At 69.5% G+C, this 22,933-nt stretch carries 19 protein-coding genes and 2 pseudogenes; 6 read left to right on the plus strand and 15 right to left on the minus strand.

All coding sequences use genetic code 11. From position 1 onward, the window contains the following. Window positions 1–24: 24 nt before the first annotated feature. The gene (locus BUE44_RS17590) at window positions 25–2,796 is read left to right on the plus strand and encodes an ATP-binding protein (RefSeq protein WP_073499386.1); all 2,772 of its coding nucleotides are present in this window, start codon (window positions 25–27) and stop codon (window positions 2,794–2,796) included. A gap of 25 nt (window positions 2,797–2,821) precedes the next feature. Here the strand turns inward: BUE44_RS17590 and BUE44_RS17595 are convergent, their stop codons facing one another. From BUE44_RS17595 to BUE44_RS17625, 7 genes are all read right to left on the minus strand, one after another. After that, window positions 2,822–3,679, minus strand: a complete 858-nt coding sequence (locus BUE44_RS17595; RefSeq protein WP_073499388.1) for an alpha/beta fold hydrolase — start codon at window positions 3,677–3,679, stop codon at window positions 2,822–2,824. Between the two features lie 69 nt (window positions 3,680–3,748). Next, window positions 3,749–4,228, minus strand: a complete 480-nt coding sequence (locus BUE44_RS17600; RefSeq protein ID WP_073499390.1) for a cupin domain-containing protein — start codon at window positions 4,226–4,228, stop codon at window positions 3,749–3,751. A gap of 26 nt (window positions 4,229–4,254) precedes the next feature. Beyond that, window positions 4,255–5,250, minus strand: coding sequence for an alpha/beta fold hydrolase (locus BUE44_RS17605; RefSeq protein WP_073499392.1), 996 nt, complete (start codon window positions 5,248–5,250; stop codon window positions 4,255–4,257). A 61-nt stretch (window positions 5,251–5,311) separates the two neighbouring features. Then, window positions 5,312–6,118 (minus strand): SDR family NAD(P)-dependent oxidoreductase, encoded by an 807-nt coding sequence (locus BUE44_RS17610; RefSeq protein WP_073499394.1) that lies wholly within the window; start codon window positions 6,116–6,118, stop codon window positions 5,312–5,314. Continuing rightward, a complete protein-coding gene (locus BUE44_RS17615; protein ID WP_073499397.1) occupies window positions 6,115–6,927 on the minus strand; it encodes an alpha/beta hydrolase in 813 nt (270 codons plus the stop codon). Before BUE44_RS17615 ends, BUE44_RS17610 begins: the two co-directional genes overlap by 4 nt. Window positions 6,928–6,990: 63 nt before the next feature. Then, entirely contained in the window at window positions 6,991–8,064 is a 1,074-nt protein-coding gene (locus tag BUE44_RS17620; RefSeq protein WP_073499399.1) for an MBL fold metallo-hydrolase, read from the minus strand. Window positions 8,065–8,851: 787 nt separating this feature from the next. Further along, window positions 8,852–9,346, minus strand: coding sequence for a hypothetical protein (locus BUE44_RS17625; protein WP_235002224.1), 495 nt, complete (start codon window positions 9,344–9,346; stop codon window positions 8,852–8,854). A gap of 326 nt (window positions 9,347–9,672) precedes the next feature. On the opposite strand from BUE44_RS17625, the gene BUE44_RS17630 reads away from it, so the two are divergent. Both BUE44_RS17630 and BUE44_RS17635 read left to right on the plus strand, forming a co-directional pair. Continuing rightward, on the plus strand, window positions 9,673–11,418 hold the full coding sequence (locus tag BUE44_RS17630) for a glycoside hydrolase family 27 protein (RefSeq protein WP_073499402.1): 1,746 nt from the start codon (window positions 9,673–9,675) through the stop codon (window positions 11,416–11,418). 502 nt (window positions 11,419–11,920) lie between these two features. Next, window positions 11,921–14,965, plus strand: a complete 3,045-nt coding sequence (locus BUE44_RS17635) for an AfsR/SARP family transcriptional regulator (protein ID WP_159450269.1) — start codon at window positions 11,921–11,923, stop codon at window positions 14,963–14,965. Window positions 14,966–14,991: 26 nt separating this feature from the next. Here BUE44_RS17635 and BUE44_RS17640 read toward each other — a convergent pair whose 3' ends face one another. The 5 genes from BUE44_RS17640 to BUE44_RS17655 all read right to left on the minus strand — a co-directional run bounded on the left by BUE44_RS17640 (window position 14,992) and on the right by BUE44_RS17655 (window position 18,405). After that, on the minus strand, window positions 14,992–15,456 hold the full coding sequence (locus BUE44_RS17640; RefSeq protein WP_073499407.1) for a TIGR03618 family F420-dependent PPOX class oxidoreductase: 465 nt from the start codon (window positions 15,454–15,456) through the stop codon (window positions 14,992–14,994). Window positions 15,457–15,546: 90 nt separating this feature from the next. Further along, complete coding sequence (locus BUE44_RS17645; protein ID WP_143172521.1) at window positions 15,547–15,945, minus strand: hypothetical protein; 399 nt, start codon at window positions 15,943–15,945, stop codon at window positions 15,547–15,549. A 5-nt stretch (window positions 15,946–15,950) separates the two neighbouring features. Continuing rightward, the gene (locus BUE44_RS17650; protein ID WP_073499412.1) at window positions 15,951–17,183 is read right to left on the minus strand and encodes an MFS transporter; all 1,233 of its coding nucleotides are present in this window, start codon (window positions 17,181–17,183) and stop codon (window positions 15,951–15,953) included. After that, window positions 17,180–17,512 carry an FAD-dependent oxidoreductase gene (locus tag BUE44_RS37910; protein WP_200804451.1) on the minus strand — a complete coding sequence of 111 codons (333 nt, stop codon included), beginning with the start codon at window positions 17,510–17,512 and terminating at the stop codon, window positions 17,180–17,182. Before BUE44_RS37910 ends, BUE44_RS17650 begins: the two co-directional genes overlap by 4 nt. Next, window positions 17,509–18,405 (minus strand): FAD-dependent oxidoreductase, encoded by an 897-nt coding sequence (locus BUE44_RS17655; RefSeq protein ID WP_200804452.1) that lies wholly within the window; start codon window positions 18,403–18,405, stop codon window positions 17,509–17,511. The genes BUE44_RS37910 and BUE44_RS17655 overlap by 4 nt, the downstream gene beginning before the upstream one ends. A 156-nt stretch (window positions 18,406–18,561) precedes the next feature. Between BUE44_RS17655 and BUE44_RS17660 the strand changes: the two are divergent. Together BUE44_RS17660 and BUE44_RS17665 are read left to right on the plus strand one after the other, a co-directional pair. Next, a pseudogene (locus tag BUE44_RS17660) lies at window positions 18,562–19,218 on the plus strand (helicase-related protein); the annotation flags it as partial. Window positions 19,219–19,299: 81 nt separating this feature from the next. Next, the gene (locus BUE44_RS17665) at window positions 19,300–19,638 is read left to right on the plus strand and encodes a thioredoxin family protein (RefSeq protein WP_073499414.1); all 339 of its coding nucleotides are present in this window, start codon (window positions 19,300–19,302) and stop codon (window positions 19,636–19,638) included. A 178-nt stretch (window positions 19,639–19,816) separates the two neighbouring features. Here BUE44_RS17665 and BUE44_RS38570 read toward each other — a convergent pair. From BUE44_RS38570 to BUE44_RS17680, 3 genes and pseudogenes are all read right to left on the minus strand, one after another. Then, a pseudogene (locus tag BUE44_RS38570) lies at window positions 19,817–20,411 on the minus strand (IS5 family transposase); the annotation flags it as partial. Window positions 20,412–20,597: 186 nt separating this feature from the next. Beyond that, window positions 20,598–21,371 (minus strand): FHA domain-containing protein, encoded by a 774-nt coding sequence (locus BUE44_RS17675; protein ID WP_143172522.1) that lies wholly within the window; start codon window positions 21,369–21,371, stop codon window positions 20,598–20,600. Between the two features lie 164 nt (window positions 21,372–21,535). Beyond that, window positions 21,536–21,976: a hypothetical protein gene (locus tag BUE44_RS17680; protein WP_073499419.1), complete on the minus strand. Its 441-nt coding sequence runs from the start codon at window positions 21,974–21,976 to the stop codon at window positions 21,536–21,538. Between the two features lie 601 nt (window positions 21,977–22,577). Here BUE44_RS17680 and BUE44_RS17685 point away from each other — a divergent pair. Beyond that, window positions 22,578–22,877, plus strand: a complete 300-nt coding sequence (locus tag BUE44_RS17685) for a transposase (RefSeq protein ID WP_073499421.1) — start codon at window positions 22,578–22,580, stop codon at window positions 22,875–22,877. The last annotated feature ends 56 nt before the right edge of the window (window positions 22,878–22,933 follow it).

A 22,933-nucleotide genomic window follows, 5' to 3' on the forward strand; every position in this document is an offset into this window, starting at 1 on the left:
AGCTGTCGATCGGATGATCGTTGCGTGAGCACGACCTATGGCCGGCGCCTCGTCGGACGCGACGACGAGCTGCGATCCCTCTTCGGTCACCTCAACGCGGTGGATTCCGGGGGGCGCGCGATCGGGCTGTTCGGGGAACCCGGGGTCGGCAAGAGTGCTCTGCAGGCAGAGGTCGTGGAGCACGCGCGGTCCGCCGGGTTCACCGTGCTCACCGCCCGGGGCAGTCAGTCCGAGACGCGCCTGCCGTTCGCCGGCCTCCACCAGCTGCTGCGGCCCCTGCTGCCCCGCGTCGACCGGCTTCCGGCCGTGCAGCGCGACGCCCTCCTGGCCTGCTTCGCGATGACCGACTCGATCGAGGTGCAGCCGTTCTTCACCTCCCTGGCGGTTCTGGAGCTGCTCGTCGACTCGGCGGGACAGACACCGGTCCTTGTGTGTCTCGACGACGTCCATTGGATGGACCAGCCGTCGATCGACGTGCTGGCCTTCGTCAGCCGTCGCATCGCCGGCGAGCGGGTGATCGTGCTGTGCACATCGCGACCCGAGTCGCTGCCGTTCGCCGACCCCCACACGATCGAGTGGGTGGAGCTGGAAGGCATCGACGAAGCCGCGTCGGCCGCGTTGCTGGACGCGCGGGCGCCGCAGTTGGTGTCGACCGTTCGCGACCGCGTACTGCGGGAGGCCCGCGGGAATCCGCTCGCCTTGCTCGAGTTCGCCAGTGCGCTGGAGTCGGGGCGGTACGCGTGGACCGAGTTCGACGAGGACCTGCCCATGACCACCCGCCTGGAACGTACGTTCGCCGCGCGCGCTGAGCACCTCGTCCCGGCCGCGCGCGCGGTGGTGACCATTGCCGCGGTCGACGACGGCGACGACCTCAACGACGTCCTCACGGCCGCGGGGATCCTGTTCGGTTCACCGGTCGACCTCGTCATGGCACAGCCGGCCTTCGAGTACGGGCTCCTGACCGTGCTCGGCGAGCGGTACCGGATGGCCCACCCGCTGGTCGGTTCGGCCCTTCGGCAGGGCATGCCGCCGGCCACCCGCCTGCAGGCGCACGCGGCGCTCGCGCGCGTCCTGGCCGATCAGCCGGACCGCGCGACGTGGCACCGGGCCTCCTCGGTGTCAGGACGCGACGAGGGCATCGCGGCCGAGTTGGAACGGGCGGCCGGGAACGCCAAGCGCCGTGGTGCGGTCGCCTCGGCCGCCGCGTGGCTGGAGCGGGCAGCCGCGCTGAGTCCGGACCCGCGCTCACAGGCCGCGCGTCTGCTCAGCACCGCGGAACTCAGTTACGAGCTCGGCCGGTTCCGCCAGGTCGAGCAGATCAAGGCACAGGTCACAGGCATGGTGCTGCGGCCCCGGGATCAGTCGAGGCTGGCCGGGCTCCAGGGCATCTTCCACGACGGCTCCACAGGTGAGCCCGCGGAGGTACGTCACCTCGTCGGCCTGGCGCAGCACGCCATAGGCGCCCAGGATGTCGACCTTGCCATGCAGCTGCTGGTCGGCGCGGCCCGCAGGGCATGGTGGCGCGATCCCGGCGAGAGAGTGCGGCACGAGATCGTGCGGGCCGCCCAGCAGGTGAGCCTGCCCGTCCGCGACCCCAGGCTGCTGGCCATCTACGCGCTTGCCCAGTCCGACGAGCAGAGACCGGTGGTCATCGAGCAGCTCGCACTGTGGCCGGCAGACGCCGGCGGACGGCCGGATCTGGCCGGCCTGCTGGGCATCGCCGCGTTCTGCACGGGCGATTTCCGCCATGCCGTCGCCTTCCTGTCCACACCCGTCCAGGAGCTCCGCGCGCAAGGCCGCATGAGCCTGCTGGCCGAGGCGCTGGCGATACGGGCCTGGGCCGAGGTCTACCTGGGGGTGTTCGACGCGGCCCGCTCGGCCGACGAGGCCGTGCGGCTCGCGGACGAGACAGGCCAGTCGCAGTGGGCTGCCACCGCACGCATCGCCGTGGCGTTGATCGATGCGGTCCGCGGCGGCCGGGACACGCGTGAGGACCTGCTCGCGGAGGCCGAACACGTGGCGCTGCGGACCCCGAATGCCGCGTCGTCCCTGCTGGCCGGCGTTCAACTGGCCCGTGGCATAGCGGATTTGGGCACAAACCAACACGAGCGGGCGTACGGCGAGCTGCGTCGGGTGTTCATGCCCGCCGACCCCGCGTTCCAGCGGATGCAGCAGGTGTGGACACTCAGCTACTTGGCCGACGCCGCCGTCCGCGCCAATCACCGGGCCGAGGCGCGATCCGTGTTGACGTCCATCGAACAGATCGCGGGTGCCTGCCCTTCTACGGGTGCGGTCATCGCCCTGGAGTACTCCCGAGCGGTGCTGGCCGACCGCGCCTCGGCCGAGTCGCTCTTCCAGGCAGCCCTGGGCGGCGCGGCCGGCGAGCTGCCCTGGCACCGGGCCCGCATCGAGCTGGCTCACGGCTCATGGCTGCGCCGGCAACGACGCATCGTCGAGTCCCGCGGACCGCTGCGGGCGGCGAGGGCCACGTTCGACAGCGTAGGTGCCCGCGCGTGGGCGCAGCGAGCCGATCAGGAGCTCCGTGCGACCGGCGAGCGCGGGTGGCGGCCGACGTCGAGCCCGCGCGAGCTGCTTTCGCCGCAGGAGAGCCAGATCGCCGAGCTGGCCGCGCAGGGCCTGTCCAACCGCGAGATAGGTCAGCGTCTGTTCCTGTCGCACCGGACGGTCAGCTCGCACCTCTACCGCGTTTTCCCGAAACTCGGCATCGCCTCCCGCAATCAGCTGGCTGCCGCGCTGGCCGACCACGGCGATCAGTCCTCGCCGCGGCCGGCTTAGGGCCTGTCCGGCGGGGGGCACCGGGTCAGCCGGTGGCCCGCGCGGCCGCCCGGACCAGGTCGGCGACGGCTCCCGGGTGGGAGACCGACACGGCGTGGGAGGCGCCCGGGATGGTCACGGTGTGCGCGTGGGCGCGCTGGGCCATGGCGCGCTCCGCGGCCGGTGGGATGGCCTGGTCGGCGCCGGCGACCAGGTACCAGGACGGGATGGTCCGCCAGGCCGGTGCGCTGCTGGGCGCGGCCAACGCGGCCACCGCGACCGGGCGTTGCTCGGCCGCCATCAGGCGGGCCTCGCCGGCCGGCACATCCGCGGCGAAGACCTTCCGGAAGGCCGCCTGGTCGATGGAGGCGTCCTGGCCGCCGCCGGGGAAGGGCCGCACCACCAGGGACGACGGCAGCAGGCTGCCCGGGAACTCGCCGGTGATCCCCAGGCTGCTCTCGCCCTGGTCGGGCGCGAAGGCCGCGATGTAGACCAGCGCCTTGACGTTGGCGTGGCCCGCGGCGGCGTCGGTGATGACCGCGCCGCCGTAGGAGTGCCCGACCAGGACGACAGGCCCGGGGATCGTGTCGAGGACGCTCGACAGGTACGCCGCGTCGCCGGCCAGGTCGCGCAGCGGGTTCGCCAGCCCGATGACGGGGTAGCCGCCGCGCTGCAGCCGGTCGACCACTCCGTCCCAGCTGGAGGAGTCGGCGAAGGCCCCGTGCACCAGGACGATCGTCGGCTTGGCCGCCTTCCTGGCGGCGGCGGTCCCGGCCGCCGGGTTAGGCGCGGCTTGCGAGCTCGCCGGAACGGCGAGCAGCGCCGCGGCCACCAGTGCGGGTATCACGACGCTCTTGCGTCGCAGCAGGGCGCGGGCGGACCGCGCGGGATCGGTGGACGTCATGTCGGCTTCCTTCGGGTCTCGGGGTCTCGGGGTCTCGGGGTCTCGGGGTCTCGGGGTCTCGGGAACGTGTCACAGCGACGGCGGCGGCCCGGTGACGCGCAGCCGGAAGGCCTCGGCCGAGCCCACGACGGCCGCCAGGTCGAAGGCCGGCGGAAGGTCCCCGGTCTCGGCGACCGGGGTCCCGTTGGCCTTGAACCACTCCTCGATAAGGGCCGGGCTGAAGACGACGGCGATCCGGGCGCCATCGCCGGAGCGGACCAGGTAGCTGTGCGGCACGCCGCGCGGGCCGTGGGCGACCTGTCCGGGGGTCAGGTCGTGGCGCTCGTCGCCGACGAAGAACGACACCTCGCCGTCGAGGACGAACCAGAGCTCCTCCTCGTTCTCGTGCACGTGGCGCGGCGGCGCGTGGCCGACCGGGTCCGAGAACTCCATGAGGCTCATGGCGTTGCCGGTCGCGGAGCCCGGGAGCAGGATCCTGGCCTGCCCGCCGAGGAACCAGAACGGCTCGCGCTCGGCGGTGGGCGCGAAGGCGGGGAAATGGTTGATCACGCATGCTCCTTCAGAGGCAAGGCGGTTCACGGGCGGCCGAGGAAGTCGAGGAGCATGGTGGTCAGCTCCTCGGGGTGCTCCTCGTAGATCCAGTGGCCGGAGTCCGGAATCGTCACCCCGGTGACGTCGGAGGCGTACTGCTCGGCCTGGTCGCCCACGGCTCTGCCGAGGCTGCCCGAGGCGCCGATGGCGAGCACCGGCATCCGCAGCGGGGTCTTCTGGAACCGCTCGTCGTCGCGGATGTCCTGCGGGAAGGTGCGGAACCAGGCCAGGCTCGCCTCAAGGTGGGCGGGGTCGCCCAGGTAGTGGGCGAACACCCGGATGTCGGCCGGGGTCACCGCGCCCGGGACGGCCTCGAACCCGCCGATGAAGCCGGCGGTCCAGGCGACCTCGCGGCCCTTGATCATGTTCTCCGGCAGGCCGTCGGTCAGATTGAAGAACCCGAAGTTCCACACACCGGGTCCCCGCGCGGTCAGCGAGGGGATGCTGTAGATGCCCAGGTCCGGTATCGGCGCCTCGCTCAGCACGAGCTTGGTGACGGTGGACGGGTACTGGGCGGCGTAGGAGTAACCGACCATCGTGCCGATGTCGTGCCCGACGATCCGCACGTCGCGGTCCTTGCCGAGCGACGCCAGCAGTGCGTGCAGCTCCGCGGCCATCGTCTTCTTGTCGTAGCCGGACTTCGGGGCGTCGCTCTGTCCCGCGCCGGGCAGATCGGGGGCGATGACCGTGTAGTGCTCGGCGAGGGCCGACATGATGCCGTGCCACTCGTACCAGGTCTGCGGGTAGCCGTGGATGAGCATCAGCGTCGGCCCGTGGCCGCCGATGACGTAGTGCAGGCCGATGCCGGCGACGCGGGTCTTGTGCTCGCTGAACCCCGCGGGCATCCGCTCGCCGGCGGACGACGCCGGGGAGTGGGACGCGGGGGTCGCGGCCGCGGTGATCGTGGTCGCGCCCAGGGCGGCGGCCACGGCGAGTGCCACGCCGAGCAGGCGGCGGTTTCCGGGCAGGGGGAATCTCATGCGGTGCTCCAGATTCGGGAGGGGTGACGGGGTCGTCAGCGGGTCCGGGGGCGAACCGGGATCACAGGGTGTCGGTCATACCGCCGTCGATGAGGAAGTCGGCGCCGGTGACGTTGCCCGAACGGCGGCCGGCCAGGAACACGACCAGGTCGGCCACCTCCGCGGGCAGGGTGAAGCGGCCGGTGACCGCCTCGGCCGCGGCGGTCTCAGCGACGGTGCGCGGATCGAGGCCGAGGCCGGCGCCGACGGTCGCGGCCACTCCGTCCGCGCCCTTCCACAACGAGGTCTCGACCGGCCCCGGGCTCACCGAGTTGACGCGCACGCCCTGCGGACCGACCTGCTTGGACAGCGCCTTGCAGAAGTTGGACAGGGCCGCCTTGGCGGCGCTGTAGTCGATGACCAGCGGGTCGGGAAGCCGGGCGTTGACCGAGGAGACGGTGACGATACGGCCGTCACCTGCGGCGATCAGGTGCGGCAGCGCGCTGCGGGTGGCCCGGACGGCGGCCATGAGGTTGGCGGTGAACGTCCAGTCCCAGTCCGCGTCGGTCGTCGCGAGGAAGCCGTCGACCCGTGGGCGCACCGCGCCGACGTTGTTCACCAGGACGTCGATCCCGCCGTGCAGTTCGGCCGCCGCGGCCACGAGCGTGCCCGGGCCTTCCGGGGTGGCCAGGTCGACCTCCACGACGGTCAGCTCGGCGCCCTTCTCGACCAGGTCGTCGAGTTCACGGGTACGGCTCCTGGTCCCCGCGACGACGAGGGCGCCGGCCGCCAGCAGGCCCTCGGTGACCGCCAGGCCGATGCCCCGGCCGGCGCCGGTGACCACGGCGCTCTGCCCGGCGAGGCCGTGGTCGAAAGCGGGAGCGGTCACCGCGAGGTCTCCAGGCTCTGCCGCCGCAGCCAGCCCAGCGCCGCGTCCGCGACCTCGCGCCACCCGGAGTCGATCGTCAGCGAGTGCCCGCGGTCGGGGAAGGACAGGAACTCGGTGACGGCATCGGAATGCCGGTACTGCTTGAGTGTGGCGAGGGTGACGGCCTCGGGGACGGTGTGGTCCTTGCCACCTGACATCAGCAGCATCGGGCCGCGCCCGGAGTTCGCGGTGTCGACCTTCGCCGGCGAGTGGGGGTTGAAGTTGGCCGCGGCGGCCTCGAACAGCGGCTTGCCCGGCGCGGGGATGGTCCACCGCGCGTACAGGGCGTCGGACTCCTCCTCGGTCAGGACGTTGCCGAACGCGAAGCGGAACTGCTCGGCGGTCAGGGACACCGCGCGGTGCTTGTTCGCCGGGTTCTTGAACACCGGCAGCGTCGACCGCAGCGCGGACAGCGGCAGCGGCAGGACGCCCTTGATCTGGGCCGCGTCGATCGCGACGGCGGCCGCGGCCAGATCCTGCCCCAGGAGCTTCTGGGCGATCATGCCGCCGAAGGAGTGGCCGATCAGGATCGGCGGCGTCTCCATCCCGCGGATGATCGCCGCATAGTGCTCGACGACGTCGTCGATGCCGTGGTCGGCGATACTCTCCGGGTTCTCCCGCGCCTCCTCCACGGTGTCGGGGTCACCGGGCCAGCCCGGTGCGGACGGGTCGTAGCCCTCGTGGCGGAACAGGTCGATCCACGGCTGCCAGGACGTGCTGTGCAGCCACAGGCCGTGGATGAAGAGAACCGGTGTCGGACTGTTGCTCATGGGCGGTTGGGCCTTTCCTGGGGGCTCGTCGTGCGGGCGGTTCGCGGATGTCGGTGCGTAGGGTCAGGGCCGGGTGCCGAACGGGCCGAGCAGTCCGGCGTCGATGCGGAAGGACTCGACCAAGGTCGCCGCGTTGTCGAGGGTGAACACGTCGGCGGCGGCCAGGACGCCGGTGTATTTCGCGGCCACCGGTGCGGCGGCCCGCACCGCCACCGCGTCGAGGTAGGTCTTGAAGATCGCCCACGAGTTGCCCTGCGGGCCGTACTTGTCGAAGTAGGGCTGGGGGTCCAGGTCCATCGACGCCCGCGTGGAGGCTTCGAGGTCGGCCATGTAGGCGCGCTGGAGGTCGCCGTCCGCGCGCACGCCGAGCCGGCCGAGATGGCCGCCGACCAGGGTCCGCCACGGGTACCCCATGGCGATGTCCTGCGCCCGGAGCCAGGCCGGGATGTCCTGGGACACCGCGATGTTCTTGAACGGCACCCAGCCCGGGTACAGGATGTCGACGACCATCAGGGTCCTGTGCTCCGGGGCGTAGACGAAGACGTTGTCCGGGCTGTGGTTGGGGCCGTGGTAGGCCAGTTCCAGGCGCTCACCGCCGACCTCGAGCGTGTAGTGGTCCTCGAAGGTGACGGTCGGCGCCGGCCGGTTCGGGTCGTTGGCGCGCAGCAGGAGGCGCCGGCACTCGACGTGCCCGATGCGCACGACGTCCTTGCCGAGGATCGACGAGGCCCCGCTGTGGTCGGCGTGCGAGTGCGAGTAGACCAGGTGCGTGACCTTCGCCGGACGGCCGTTGGCCCGCGTCACCTCGGCGATCGCCCGCAGGAGGTTGTGCCCGATCGTCGGCGGCGCGTCGACCAGGACGACGCCTTCCCGGGTGCTGAGGAACATCGCCTGGTAGAAGCCGTCGGTGACCCAGTGGAGGCTTCCGCCGATCCGACCGACGAAGTATCCCGAGTCGTTGAGCTCCGGCCCGATCGCGGCAGCCGGGACCGGTGCGAAGTCGGGAAGGCCGGGGCCGTCGGCCGCCGCGGCGGAGCTCTCCAGGGCAACGCCGGTGAAGCCGGCAAAGGGCAGCGCGGCAGCCGTACGCAGCAGGGTCCGGCGGTACGCCGGGGCGTCCCAGGGCATCGGTTTCATGGACTTGCCTTCCGGATCGGAGGTGCGGCGCTGAGGGACTCAGGCGCTCGCAGCGGACCGCCTGCCGTGCCGGGCACGATCGCGGCCACCGCGGGCCAGGCCGCGGTGAGGCCCACCACGGCCATCGGTGTCCTCGGAGCTCCACTCGACTGCCACCAGGACACCAGCCGGCCCGGTCCGTTCGAACCGGGGTAGGACCCCTGTCCTGGCACGCGGCTGGGGCGTGCCAGGACAGGGGATCGCCCCCGGTGCGAAGCAGGGCGAGCCGTGCTGAGGTGCCCCCGCCCCGCGCCGGGTGACTCGCCGCATCGGCGCGGGCGCCGCCGGCCGACCGTAGGTCGTCATTTCGCTGCTCTGCTGCCGGCGGGGCAGAGGCTCTCGGCCGAACGTCTGACAGCGCAGGGAGCTGCCGGCAAGAGGCTCGCGATGAATGTGCTGGAGTTCCCTGGGCACGGCCCCTCGTCGGTGGTTTCCTGGTCCAGGCGCAACTGGCGGACGACTCCGGAGGTGGCGAGCGATCGGTGTGGGTCCACTCGCACGCGCCGGCGCCCAGGCCACGTAGCTCACGGGCGCGGTCCAGGGTCAATCACACGGCCTTGTTCGACACCTTTGTCGGCTCAGCCGCAGCCGTCTGGTTCCCATACTTCATGGTGAGTCTTCTTCCGGCTGGCGTCCGAGGTGGTACCCGAGGCGCATTTCGTAGTCGCCCGGCTGATTTCGTCCGGCTGCCTTCGCAGCGGGCAGCCTGCGCTTACTGCCCGGCCAGCCGAAAGACGAGAAGTAGATGTCATAGGAAGACTTCAGGTCGTCCGCGGAGGGGAGGGTGTACCTGTTGACCTGTTGTTTCACCGCGGTGATCGATTCCTTGTCGAACGAGGAGATTCGTCGGGCGAGGTTGTCGACCAGAGCGTCGAGCTCGCTGTCGGGGACCGCGCGGTTGACCCATCCGTACCGTTCGGCCAGCTCGCCCGGGTAGTCGTCGCTGGAGAGGGCGACCTCCAGGGCGCGTGCTGGCGTCGATCAGCAGCGGGTAGCCGCTCGCCCCGGCTTCCTTCGGCGTCTCGGCGACCCGGGAGGTGTCGTAGTGGTTCAGGAAGTAGTCCGGGTTCGCCGACTCGAAGACGACAGCCTGCAGTTCCGAAGCGCCCTCCATCTGGTCGATCAACTGCGGTAGGTCGGTGAGCATCTCCGGCGAGACCAGGTTGATGGGCGGGCTGTCGAAGACGACCCGCCACAATCTCTTGGTCTCGACCGCCACGGAAAAATGCGTCCACGATTTCACGGAGGCGTCTCCTTACCTGCCTGATGCCGCGGCCCGCGGCCGCTTCGCCGTCCACCCCTCGGAGCCGGGTCCGCACCAAGGGGCAGATGTCGGCCGGCAGCACACGCAGCGTTCTGCCGGCCCTGTTGGCGGCTATGGCAGCGCGGAGTTGCCTGCACGACGACCCACCAGTCAACGAACTACAGCCGCCGCGACAGTCCGGAACTGAGTGGATCTGTCGGATCGAGTCCACTTGGTCGAATGTATTGACACTCGATCAAACACTAGGGCTCAATACGGAACAGTCTGAACTCCTGGCGTGAAGTGAATCGACTCGAAGGAGAGTCATGTCCAAGCGCGCACTCGTCGCGACGGTCGCCCTGGCGTCCTCGCTGTTCCTCTCCGCCCTGACGGGCTCGACGCCCGCGCAAGCCCAGGACAACGGTGCGTCGCGGACGCCACCGATGGGGTGGAGCAGCTGGAGCTCCGTCAGAACCAGCCCGACGGAGGCCAAGATCAAGGCCCAGGCTCAGGCGATGCACGACTCGGGCCTGATGTCAGCGGGTTACCAGTACATCAATCTGGACGACTACTACATCAAGAACCCCGGCACCACCGTCGATCAGTACGGTCGCTGGGTCGTCGACACCGGCAAGTTCCCGGACGGTATGAAGAACCTGGGCGACTTCATCCACGGCCTGGGTGAGAAGTTCGGCATGTACGTGACGCCGGGCATCCCGAAGGCGGCGTACGACCAGAACACCCCGATCGAGGGCACGTCCTACCACGCACGGGACATCGTCTCGAGCACGTCGACCTTCGAGTCGAACTACGGCGGGTTCGGCAATGTCATGTACTTCATCGACTACAACAAGAACCCCACCGCGGCACAGGCGTTCGTGAACTCGTGGGCGAACCTGTTCGCCTCCTACGGGGTCGACTACATCAAGATCGACGGCGTGCACACCAGCGACCAGAACGACGTCATCGCATGGTCGAAGGCGCTGAACCAGACCGGCCGCACCATCCACCTCGGCCTGTCGAACACCCTGGACATCAACAACATCAAGACCTGGCAGCAGTACTCCAACAGCTGGCGGACGGGAGGTGACATCGAGTGCTACTGCTCGACCCTCACCACCTGGAGCAACGTCGGGCCGCGTTGGGCGAACCTGGCTCAGTGGGGGCAGTACGCCGGTCCGGGTGGCTGGAACGACCCGGACTCGATCGAGGTCGGCAACGGTGACCACAACGGTCTGACCGTGAACGAACGGCAGAGCGTGATCACTCTGTGGGCGATCACGCGGTCGGTGATGATGCTGGGGAGCGACCTGACCAACCTGGACGCCGGTGACCTCAACATGCTGAAGAACGCCGAGGTCACCAACGTCAACCAGACCGACTCCGTGGTGGCCAGCCAGATCTCGAACAACAACGATCTGCAGGTGTGGGCCACGAAGCAGAAGAACCCGGACGGCAGCTACACGGTGGCGTTGTTCAACCGTTCCGACCGGGCCGGCAACGAGACGGTGACGGCTGACTTCTCCGACCTCGGGTTCAGCGGTTCCGCCACGGTGCGCAACCTATGGGGCAAGTCGAACGAGACTCTCACCAACTCCGTCAGCCGGAGTCTGGCCCCGCACGAGTCCGCGTTGTTCAAGGTCACCCCGTCCAGCTCCTCGACTCCGGTCGGCGGCAACCTGACCAGTGGCCTCTCCGGCCGCTGCGCCGACGACCCGAACAGCACCCTGGTGAACGGCACGCAGCTGGACGTGTGGGACTGCAACGGCGGCGCCAACCAGAAGATCACCTACAGCTCCTCGGCCAAGACGCTGAAGGTGCTGGGCAAGTGCTTCGACGCCCACGGCGGCGCTACCACCGCCGGTACGCACGTTGAGATCTACGACTGCAACGGCGGCACCAACCAGCAGTGGAACGTCAACTCCAACGGCACGATCACCGGCGTTCAGTCCGGGCTCTGCCTCGACGTCACCGGGGCCACCAACCCCAACGGCGCCGGCCTGGAGCTGTGGAACTGCAACGGCGGCGCCAACCAGACGTGGACCCTCGCGTCCGGCGTCAAGGTGGCCTGACGAACCGAGTCGTGACCATCATTCCTGATCGGACGGGCTGTACGACTGCCCGATGAGCCCAGATTGCAAGGTCAACCGAAACGAGAAACCCCATTTGCCTGATCAGGGGCCATGAGCCGGGTTCGCTGGTGGTGTCTCATGTCAGCCCGTCCAAAGGCGTCCGCGCTCCCCCTGCCGCTGGATCTTCCCGGGTCCGACGCATCGTGCGGGTTGTAGCGATTTCACAAGTGCGAGAAATCAGGCCTCCGTCCGGGCGCCCGATCAACCCGCCGGGCGCCCGGACATCGCCGCCTACCCGGAACGGACTGGCGGACCTGCGCAGGACGGGCCGTCACCGTCTTCGAGAAGAGCTGAGCACGGGCTGGGTTCGTACCGCCGCACCCTGTGCGGCCTGCTCGGACGCAGGTTGTGACGGGTGCGGCGGCACGCGTGTGAACCCCGCCCCCAGGTCGCGGCGGCCTGCAACTCCTCGACGTTCGAGTGGGACGCTACTCTGGGCGGAGTGTCGGGGAATCGTGTTGCGGTGGAGTTCCGGGTGCTGGGCCCGGTCGAGGTGACGGTGGCGTCGCGGCTGGTGCCCCTCACCGGCAAGCAGCGGTCGTTGCTGGCGGTGCTGCTCCTCAACGCGGACCGGGTCGTCTCGCTGGGGTCACTGGCCGACGCCATCTGGGGACGCCCCGCGCCCGCGTCTCCGGACACCCGGGTCCGGATGCTGGTGTCCGAGCTGCGCAAGGCCCTCACGGCGGCGGCAGCCGACCTGATCGTGACTCGACCGCCGGGCTACCTGATCCGCACCGAACCGGGACAGCTCGACGTCGCCACCTTCCTGGAGTTCGCGGAACTGGCCCGCCGGAGCGCCGAGTCCGGGCATGCGGACCGGTCGATCTCCCAGTGCGAGACAGCCCTGTCGCTCTGGCGTGGCGCCGCGCTCGGCGGGGTGACCGGTCCGTTCGCAGAGACCGAAGCACTTCGCCTGGAGGAACTGCGCCTGGGCGTGCTGGACACGCGGTCCGAGGGCATGCTCGCCCTGGGCCGGCACTCCGAGCTCATCGCGGACCTGGGCCGGCTGACCAGCGATCATCCGCTGCGGGAGCGCACGCACGCCCACCTGGTGGTCGCGCTGCATCACAGCGGTCGCCGGGCCGACGCCCTTGAGGTGTACCGGACGCTGCGGGAACGGCTGGTGGACGAACTCGGCCTGGAGCCCGCCCCGCATCTCCGGCAGCTCCAGCAGCAGATCCTCACGGAGCAGGAGACGCCGCGGGGCCCGTCGCGCGCACCGGCCGCCCGTCCACCGATGCGGCAGCTGCCGTCTGACATGGCCCAGTTCGTCGGCCGGCGAGCCGAACTCGACAGGCTGGACGCGCTCAGCGCCGGGGCCACCCGGTTGCTGGTCATCGCCGGGGCGGCGGGTGCGGGCAAGACCGCGCTGGCGGTGCACTGGGCGCATCAGGCGGAACTGCGCTATCCCGATGGCCAGTTCTTCCTCGACATGCGCGGCTTCGATACCGGGTCACAGGTGTCGGCGGCCGAGGCGCTGCCCCAACTCCTGCTGGCGCTCGGGGTAGCCGTCGAGACGATCCCGGTCTCCTTGGACGCCCAGGCCGGACTGTACCGGTCGCTGCTGGCAGAACACCGGCTGCTGATCGTCCTCGACAACGTGTGCTCACCCGACCAGGTCCGACCCCTGCTTCCCGGGGGATCCGGCTGCCTCGTGGTGGTCACCAGCCGCGACCGGCTGGGCGGGCTGGTCGCCCTGGACGGGGCCCGCAGGCTGACGCTGGACGTGCTGTCCCCCTCGGAGGCCCACGACGTGCTCGCGCGGACCATGGGCGCGACGCGCCTCACGAGCGAGCCGGAGGCCGCCGACGACCTGGCCCGGCTGTGCGGCTATCTGCCCCTCGCGCTGCGGATCATCGCCGCGCGGCTCGCCGACCAGCCACACCGTACGCTACGCTCCCACGCCCGGGAACTCGCCTGCGCGGGCCGGCTGGCGTTCCTGAGGATCGACGACGACGCACGGTCCAACGTCCGCGGCGCGTTCGACCTGTCGTACCAGGCGCTGCCCACCCCGGCCCGGCGCATGTTCCGGCTGCTCGGCCTGGTGCCGGCGCCCGGTGGTCTGTCCAGCGCCGCGGCGGCCGCGCTCGCCGCCGTCCCGATCGGCGAGGCGGAGCACCTCCTGGACCGGCTCGCCAGGCTGCACCTGGTCCGGTCGTTCACCGCGGACCGGTACGCCTGCCACGACCTGCTGCTCGAGTTCGCCGCCGAACTGGCCTGCGCCGACGACCGCACGGACAGGGACTCGGCCGTCAGCCGACTGCTCACCTTCTATCTGGCCACCGTCGATCGGGCAGGAAGGCTGCTCACCTCCCCGGCCGTCCCGAGGCTTCCCCTCGGGCCCGTGGCCGAAGTCGCCGAAGCTCTGGAGATCACCGACGCCGAGCAGGCCCGCCGATGGCTCGACCTGGACTGGGAGAACCTCGTTGCCGGCGTCCGTCACGCGGCGGCGTCGGGGCCGCGGCCGATGGCATGGCACCTCGCCGACGCGCTGGACGGCAGCAGTTATCTCTTCCCCGGGATCTCCCGCCCGGAGTGGAAGGCCATCGTCGAGACGGCGCTGAGCGCCGCGCTGGCGGAGAACGCTCCGGATGGCGAGGCCGCGATGCGCCGGCACCTCGGCGTGATCCACTGGCACATGGCGGAGTTCCCCGAGGCCATCGAGCAGTACAGCCGGGCAGCGCAGTTGTTCCGGCGGACCGGATGGCGCCAGGGCGAGCTGGCCGCACTGCGCGGCCGGGGCGCGGCTCTTGCCCAGCTGGGCAGGACGAGGGAGGCGATCGAGCTGTTCGAGAGCGCTCTGTCCCTCGCGGAGGAGATCGACGACGTCTCCGGCCGGGTCAGCAACCTCAACAACCTCGCGGCAGCGTGGGTCGCACTCGGCGAGCCCGACCGTGCGGCGGACTACCTCGCCGCGGCCCTTCCGCTCCTCGCGGAGCCGCACAGGTTCGGACACGAGATCTGGGTGTACGGGACCCTGGGCCTGATCAGGTACGAGCAGGGACGGCCGGACGAGGCGAGCGCGGCCATCATCAAGTCGCTGACCGGCGCCGAGGCCCTCGGGGACCAACGTCTGAAGGCCGACGCGCTCGTCACCCTGGGCGCGATCCACTGTGACGCCGGGCGATACGCGGCCGCCACCGACGCCTTCACCGAGGTCCTCAGCATCGCTCGCCAGACCCACGACCCGCTGAACGAGATCCTCGCCCTCAATGGCCTGGCCGGTGTCGACATCCACCGGAATCGCCCCGGCGACGCCATAGAACGGCTTCGCGCGGCCCAGAGCCTGAGCGTCCGCACCAACTACCACCTCGGCCATGCCGGCACCCTGGCACTCCTGGCCGAGGCCCATCACCAGCTCGGCCACCGTCACGATGCCGCTGCCCACGCCGAACTGGCACTGGGGGTCATCCGGGACTTCGGCCCCTTCAGCGGCTCGGCCGAGCAGCGTGCCGCCCGCATCCTCGCGGACCGGTCCTCCGACTGACCTGTCCTGCGGACGGCATATCGCAGTCAGGAGATGTCCAGCGCCGTCCCGTACAGCCGGGAGACCCGGATGCGGATCACCAGCCGCCGGTCGTCGACCATCTGCTCGAGGAAGGCCTTCTCAGCGGCGGGGTCGTCGAAGCCGGGTGTCATGGCCAGCAGTTCGCGGCCCGAGGCGTCACCGGGGACGGTGGTCACTTCCGAGAGTTCGGCCGTTCCTTCGGCGACGGCGAAGGACCACTGGTCCGGGCCGGCCACATGGAGCGCGGTGTGCGGATCGTTGCGCAGTTGGCGGACTTTCAACCGGTCGGCGGTGGTCGAGATCCGGATGACCCGCTCGCGCGGATCCCAGCCGTAGAGCACTGTCGTCAGGTGCGGGTGTCCCGTACTCCTGACCGCGGCCAGCACGCCGAACTGCTGGCCGGCGATCAGCTGCGACAGGTCCTGGTCGGACAGGACCCGCGGGCCGGGACCGGCTCCGGGCTTGGTCATGTCAATCAACCCTTTTCCGTGGTGTGATCGGGGAAACAGGCTCCGTGAAAGCCTGCGAAAACGCGGCGGGGCGGAACCGGTGCCAGGTGGTCAGGCGTGTCGCGCCGTCGCTGCCCGCTCGTGCGCGCTGCGGCTGTAGCGGACCGTGAAGACGGCGGGCAGGACGAAACCGGCGGCCTTCACCGCGATGATGAGACCGGTCGAGGAGTCGACCAGCAGCGCGAGCAGAGCGGCCTCCACCGTGAAGGATACGGCCCAGGCCGTGGTGATGATCACGTTGGTCGTGTAGAAGGCCGGGCGGCTCCATAGCTCACGCGGCACCGTTGTCCGGGCGATGCCCAGGGTGAACGGTTTGCGCATCATCAGCGACAGCCCCGAGGTCACGGCGAGCCAGGCGATCGACGACGCGGCACCGTAGGAGCCGAGCGGCGCACGGTCGACGGCGAACGCCGCGATGGCCAGTCCTCCGAAGTACAGCGTCGAACTCACCTCGATCACCAGCGTGTCCCAGGGCCGCCCGGCCCTGCGGTCGAGGGCGATGAGGCAGGCGGCGACGGCGAAGCCGGCCGCGGCGCCCCAACGGGAGTCGTCGTCGGTACTGACGACCGCGAAGGCGATCCACGGCAGGAACGTACGGATACTTCGAGGCTGCTCCTCATCGCCGGTACCTGGCCGTCGGCGTGGAAGTAGACCGTGGTCACGACCGCCGCACCGATGGCATTGGCCACCTGCTGGACCGCGCCCAGGGAACCACCGGCGCTGTCGGCCTCCTGCTGGTCGATGTCACCGATCGTGACGTCGTAGACGGTGCCGAAGCAGGTGCCCATGCCAAGACCCATCAGCAGGATGGGAGGGACCAGTGCCCAGGGGGCGACGTCCGTGCCGGAGGCGTGGACCAGTGCGAGCATCCAGCCGGTCCCGGCCAGGGTGATGATCAGGCCGATGAAGATGAGGTTGCGGCCGAGCCCGCCGATGAGGTGGTGGCCGGCGATGGAGGCGATGACGATGCCCGCGGCGATCGGGGCGAGCCCGAACGCGGCCTTAGTCGGCGAGTAGCCGAGGCCGTGCTGCATGAACAGGGACAGCACGTAGAGCAGGCCGGACACGGCGGCGAAGAAGACGATGCCGAGGAACAGACCCGAGGTGAACCCGCGGTTCCGCAGGAGGGAGGGTTTGATCAGCGGCTCCGCCGCACTCGTCTGGCGGCGGCAGAAGAGCACGAAGAACAGCGCGCCACCGGCGAGGTACAGGACCGGCCGAGCCGACCAACCGTGGCCGGAGCCGTCGATCAACCCGTAGAGCAGCCCGATCACGCTGAGCCCCAGCAGTGCGGACCCGAGACCGTCGACCGCAGCGTCCCCGTCCCCGTCATCCCTCGGCAGCACCCGGAAAGCCCCGACGACGGCGACGCCACCGGCCACGATGTTGACCAGGAACATCGACCGCCATCCGAGGCCGAACAGGTCGGCGTCGATGAGGAAGACACGACGGCGCCCGAACCTGTCACCGAGCCTGCCGCCGGTCACCAGCAGAACTCCCAGCGCCAACGAGTATCCGGTGCCCAGCCATTGGACGAGGACCTCACCCCCGTGAAGGTCCTCGGTTATGGTCGGGGCCGCGATGTTGGTGATCGTCGCGTCCAGCAGGTCGAGTACGTCGGCGGCCAGGACGACGGCCAGGACCGCCCACTTCAGCCGCGCGTCGGGCGCGGCCTCGACGGGGCTCATACGCTGCTCTCCCAGTCGATGTGGTGCTCGAACAGCCAACTCATCTTGCGCATCTCCTCGGGTCTGCTGCCGCGTTTGAGAATCGTCGGTAGGACCAGGTCGCGCACCATCCGACCGGCGAGGCCCTGCTTCTTGGCGTTGTTCATGCCGGAACCCCACGCAACGACCCGCTCGACGCGCTCGCGGCGCAGCCCCTCGTACCGGGCCAGGGCTCCGGGAACGTCGTGGTGGTCGCGCAGGCACCGACCGAGGGTGACGGCGTCCTCGGCAGCCAGGGAGAAGCCCTGGCCCGCGGCCGGCGGCCGGCGAGACCGCGTGGGCAGCGTCACCGATGATCACCATGCGGTCCCGGTACCAGGTGGGCACGAACGGCAGGTCGTACTGGTTGCCCAGCTCGAAGTCGTCGCTGGCCGCCACGATCGCGGCGGCTGGCCGCCACGATCGCGGCGCCTGGGGAGCGGTCCGGTGCCAGCAGGTCGATCAGCCTGGTGCGCAGCTGCGCGGCGCTGAGGGCGCGCAGCTCCGCGCGGGATGGCTGGGCACGGCTGGGCGGGTTGGCGAACCACCAGATCTCGCCGTCGGGGCTGACCGTGTAGCCGAAGAAGCAGTTCTTCCCCCAGATCATGACGTAGGAGCCGGGCTCGCTGTCGAGCGCGACGTCGCGAGCGAAGCCGCCGGCGTCACCGAGCCCGGTGTAGCGGGGCCCCGGGTTGGCCGGGGCGATGACGGTTCGGGTGGCGGAGTGGACACCGTCGGCTCCGACCAGGACATCGCCCTCGGCGGTACTCCCGTCGGCGAAGCGGGCCACGACGCTGCCGTCCTCCCGGCACTCGGCGCCCACCAGCTGCCTGCCGTGCTCGATGCGGACCCCGCGGTCGAGGGCCTCCTGGTGGAGGCCGCCATAGAGGTCGGAGCGGCGGACGGTGTACGTGACGGAGCCGTCGGACAGCTCAGGGCCCATCGGCATCTCGCCGAGTTTCCTGCCGGTGCCGCTGTAGAACGTCATCCTGCCGCTGGGGAATCCGGCGGACATGACCACGTGCTGGGCGTCGACCGCGCGCAGGGCGTCCAGCCCGTTGACGGCGACGCCCAGATAGATGCCGTGCTCAAGCCCCGCGCTGTGCTCGTATGCCTCGTAAACGACCGGTTCGTGCCCGGCTTTCTGCACGGCCATCGCCGCGACCGTGCCCGCTGCTCCAGCACCGATGATCAGTACTCGCATCGCCCTTGCCCGTCCGGAAGAAGATCGGGATCAGCTTGGGCGACCGCACATACGAAGCGCGCATGGAAGGGATATGCCGACGTGAGCGCCGGACGGCGCCCCTGACGCCCGTGCCGTCCGCTCCGCTCCTCCCTCGTCGTTCCGCCGGCGAAAGCGGTCAGGAACCATCTGAGTGAGCCGGTGTTCGCCACGGTAGACCGGGCGGAGGGATCGGTCGCGACGATGGAGCACCACGTACTGAACATCCATCCCGCCGACAAGTACGCGACGGCCACCGAGATCGCGGCTCGGGATGGGCGCGTGCTGATGTTCCTGGACACCAAGCACGGTGTGGACCAGTTCACCCGCCACCTGCGGAGCAGCGGCATACAAGCGGGTGCTCCGCACAGCGGGAAGTCGCAGCCGCAGCGCACGCACACGCTGGCCCAGTTCAAGGACGGCAAGATCACGGTGCTGGTGGCCACCGACGTCGCTGCCCGTGGCATCCACATCGAGCACCTGGACCTCGTCGTCAACGTGGATCCGCCCTCCGACCCCAAGGACTACCTCCACCGTGGCGGGCGACCGCGCGTGCCGGGGAGTCCGGCAGCGTGGTCACGCTGGTCACGCCCGGCCAGCGCCGGGACGTGAACCGAATGATGTCGGACAGGAGCGAAGCGCCCGCCGGTGCAGGACAGGGCGAAGACCGGCAACGCTGCGTTCCGGGAGCTCGGCACCCGCGCGGGTCGGCCGCCGAAGGAATCCGGGAAGGCCGCGGAGGCGCGCACGATGGCGGAGGCCCGCAAGGCCGCCCGAGTGCGCAGGGCTCACTGACGGGCGGTACGCGCCGCCGCGGTGGGAAGACACAAGGAGGCACCAACTGCCTTGCATCGAGTGGAACGTCAAGGAGTCCCGATGGCAAACAGAGTCCATCAACCCCAGGAGAACGCCGAGTTCGAGTTCATCCTGGCAAGGGCCGACGTCCCGGTGCTCGCGTACTTCCACGGGGTGTGGCCCAAGGCCGCGGCGGCATGCAAGGAAATGGACTCCCTGGTGCGGGAGGTGGCCGACGCCTACCAGGGCCGACTGATCGTCGTGCGGGCCGACATCGCAAGGTGCACCAGCTCCGTACGGCGGTACAACATCACCGGCGCGCCTTCCTTCGTCCTGATCGATCAGGGCGAGGCGACGGCGGCCTGGAGCGGTCCGATGTCCAGGACCGCGCTCGGCGAGTTCCTGGACGCCCGCCTGTGAGCAGGCGGCATACCGCCCGGCGAGGTTGTGCCCACAGCGACCGGCCCGGGCACGATCGTGGCCGCAGACATACAACTCTTCGCCGAAACCGGCGAGTGCCCCGGTAAGGTCCCGGTGCTCGCGCCAGGCGGCTACTCGTCGTGGCTGGAAGCCTGCTAGGGCCTGTGTGACATTGCGATCAAGGTTGTGATCCGAGGTGTCGGATCCAGAGAAGCCCGGCGCATAATTCGAGTCCGGCCTGGTAGCTTTCAGGCTTTTTGTCGTAGCGGACGGCGAGGCCGCGCCAGTCCTTGATCTTGTTGATGGTGCGTTCGACGCTGTTGCGGAGCTTGTAGATCTGCTTGTCCCAGGTGACGGGCCGTCCGCCGCGTGAGCCGCGGTTCTTGCGGTGGGCGGCCTGATCCTTCTTCTCGGGGATGGCCGCTTTGACCCCGTGTTAGCGCAGGTGGGAACGGTTCTGGCGGGACGGGTACGCCCTGTCGCCGGCGACGGCGTCGGGCCTGGTGCGGGACCGGCCGACCGGGCCGGGGACGCGGATCTTGTTCAGGACGGGGATGAACTGCGGACTGTCTCCCGCCTGCCCGGCGGTGATCTTGAGCGAGAGGGGGCTGGCACTGCGGAACGCAGGACAGGTGTGTCCTGGTGGTCAGTCCGCCGCGGGAACGCCCCAGGTCCGCGGCGGCGAGCCGAGCCCTGCGGCGACGCCTCACGCGTCGTCGCTCTTCTCGCTCCGGGTCGAGTTGCCCGTCTTTTTCCTCGCTGATGCCCCTTTTTCCGCAGCGGCCTTCTCCAGCGCGTCCAGAGTTTCGGGGGTCACTCCACCCGGACACAGCCCCGAGCGGTCCGAGCCAGCGGGCGATCCTGCCGACGGTGTCAATCTCCGCTGCCCGCGTTGTCGGAGCCCTGCCCGTTACTGAAGCGGTAGGTGTCGCTGTTCACGCATTGCTCCTCAACGCTGTTCAGGGACGCCGTGGGCGGCGAGTCCGGTTGAGGTACTCGATTTCCTCCACGCGTCTGCGGGCAGCCTTAGAAATACCCACACCTATACCGGACAGCACGCCCCCAGCAACGAACGCGCCAAAACCCACGGCGACCACCGGCAGCCCGAACAGCTTCTTGGCAACGAAGGGATTCTCCGTTCCGGGGGGCGGGCCGGCGTCGTCCATGCCGCTGAAGAGGGTGTAAGCGAACAGAGCGAATCCGGCGAGCGCCACCAAGAGCCCCAGGATTGCCAGGAAGCGGCCGAACCCGCGACCTTGAAATATCTCGTCGATCGCGTCGTAATCGGCGTTGACGATCACCCGGCGGTCATCCCCGTGGATGTCCCGTCCCGCAACAAACTGGTCGCGGCCCGCGACGTACTGCTGACCGTCGCCCGCGTTGACCGGACCGTACACGTCCTGGAATCCATAGCCTTGTGATGGGACGGTCATGCCTGCCCCGGCTGAGCCGGTGGAGAACTGCAGCTCGAACGGGCCGATGCGCAGCCTGTCGCCATGGCGGAGAATTTGGGCACCGGCGAGTCTCCTGCCATTGACATACGTGCCGTTGAGCGAGCCGAGGTCGGTGATGACCGCCCGGTCCCCCGATCGGTCAATGGCCGCGTGCCGTCTGCTCACTCCCTCAGCATCGAGCCGGATACCGATTCCGTAGAATCTGCCCACCTCGACATGCCCCCACGGGATCTCATGTCTTACGCCGGCCATTGGCCCGGCACTCACGATGATCTCCATCAACTCCCCCCGGGTGGAAAACCTCGCCTCCAAGGATCTGTCCCCACGGGAACAGGAGGCAAGGGCCTGGTACGGCTCCGTCGTTCTCGGGGTTGCGCCCGCTTGACGCGGTTACGGGCGCCTGGTGAGACTTGGTGATCCAGTCTGCAAAAATCAACTCCCTGTCAGGCGCCGAGCAGCGCCATGGCCCCCAGTCCGAGCGGTCCGAGCCAGTGGGCGATCCTGCCGGCCGCGTCCATCAGGGATGTGCCCGCGGAGGCGATCGCTCCGGCTTGGTGGAGTCCAGCGGCGAACTCCCGGAGATGCCGCCCGGCTTGCTCTCGGTCCGGTTCGTCGCGGTCCAACGCGTCCCTCAGCCCGGCGATATCGCCTTCGGCGCTCTGCCGTTCGCCCGAGGTGAGCCGCAGGTCCGCGAGCAACTCCTGAAGGGCGGAGACATCAAACAGCAACTGCCGGTGGTCGGACCGGTCCACGGTCTGGTCGCCTCCGGCGATGAACTGGTCGCCGTGCACGATGTACTGATCGCCGCCGGCCACGTACTGCTGACCGTCGCCCGCGTTGACCGGGCCGTACACATCGCCGAATCGGTAATTGTTCTCGGACATCCGCGATCACGTGCTCCTCATGAGGATAGCGGCGGCGGTCGAGTTGCTCGGCTTCGCGATTGCGGGCGGCCTTGGACATACCCTCGCCTGTCGCGCGGAGCACCACTCCGGCGATCATGGCGACGAAGCCACCCACGGCCCACGGGACCGTCTCTGCCGATCCGGCTGAGCCGGTGGAGAACTGTAGCTCGAACGGGCCGAGTGAGGACGGCCCGGTCCCCTGATCGGTCAATGGCTTATGCCGTCTGCTCACTTCCTCAGCATCGAGCAGGATACCGATTCCGTAGAGTCTGCCCACCTCGACATGCCCCCATGGAATCTCATGCCTTACGTCGGCCATTGCCCGGCACTCACGATGATCTCCATCAACTCCCCCCGGGTGAAAGACCCACCTCCAAGGGTCTGTCCCCACAGGAACGGGAGACAAGGGTCCCGGCCCGGGAAGGCCAAAAGTTGCCATAACCCGTAGACGGCACGAACCAGCCGCGCTACGCCGGCTCACGGAACCGCACCTACCCGCAGCACCACGTGGCTCCTGAAGCTTCCCCGTTGACCTGGACACCTGGAGACTGGGACGTGGTCCCAGAGGAAGTAGAGCCAGGTGAGCAACAAGCAGGGCAAGCGGTACCCGGAGGAGTTCAAGCGTGATGCCGTCGCGCTGGCCCGATCCTCCAGTAAAACGGTCACCGAGGTGGCCCGAGACCTGGGAGTGAGCCCCGAGGGGCTGCGGAGCTGGGTCAAGCAGGACAAGATCGACCGCGGCGAGGGCGGCCCGGGCGAACTGACCAGTGCCGAGCATGAGGAATTGCGTCGCCTTCGCCGGCAGAACCTCGAACAGCAGAAGACCATCGAGGTCCTGAAAAACGCCACGGCCTTCTTCGCGCGGGAGAGCGACCGGTGAGCGAGGTCTACCGGTTCATCGCGGCGGAGAAGGCCACCTACCCGGTCACCCTGCTC

Source organism: Actinacidiphila paucisporea (genome assembly GCF_900142575.1).
Classification (GTDB): Bacteria; Actinomycetota; Actinomycetes; order Streptomycetales; family Streptomycetaceae; genus Actinacidiphila; species Actinacidiphila paucisporea.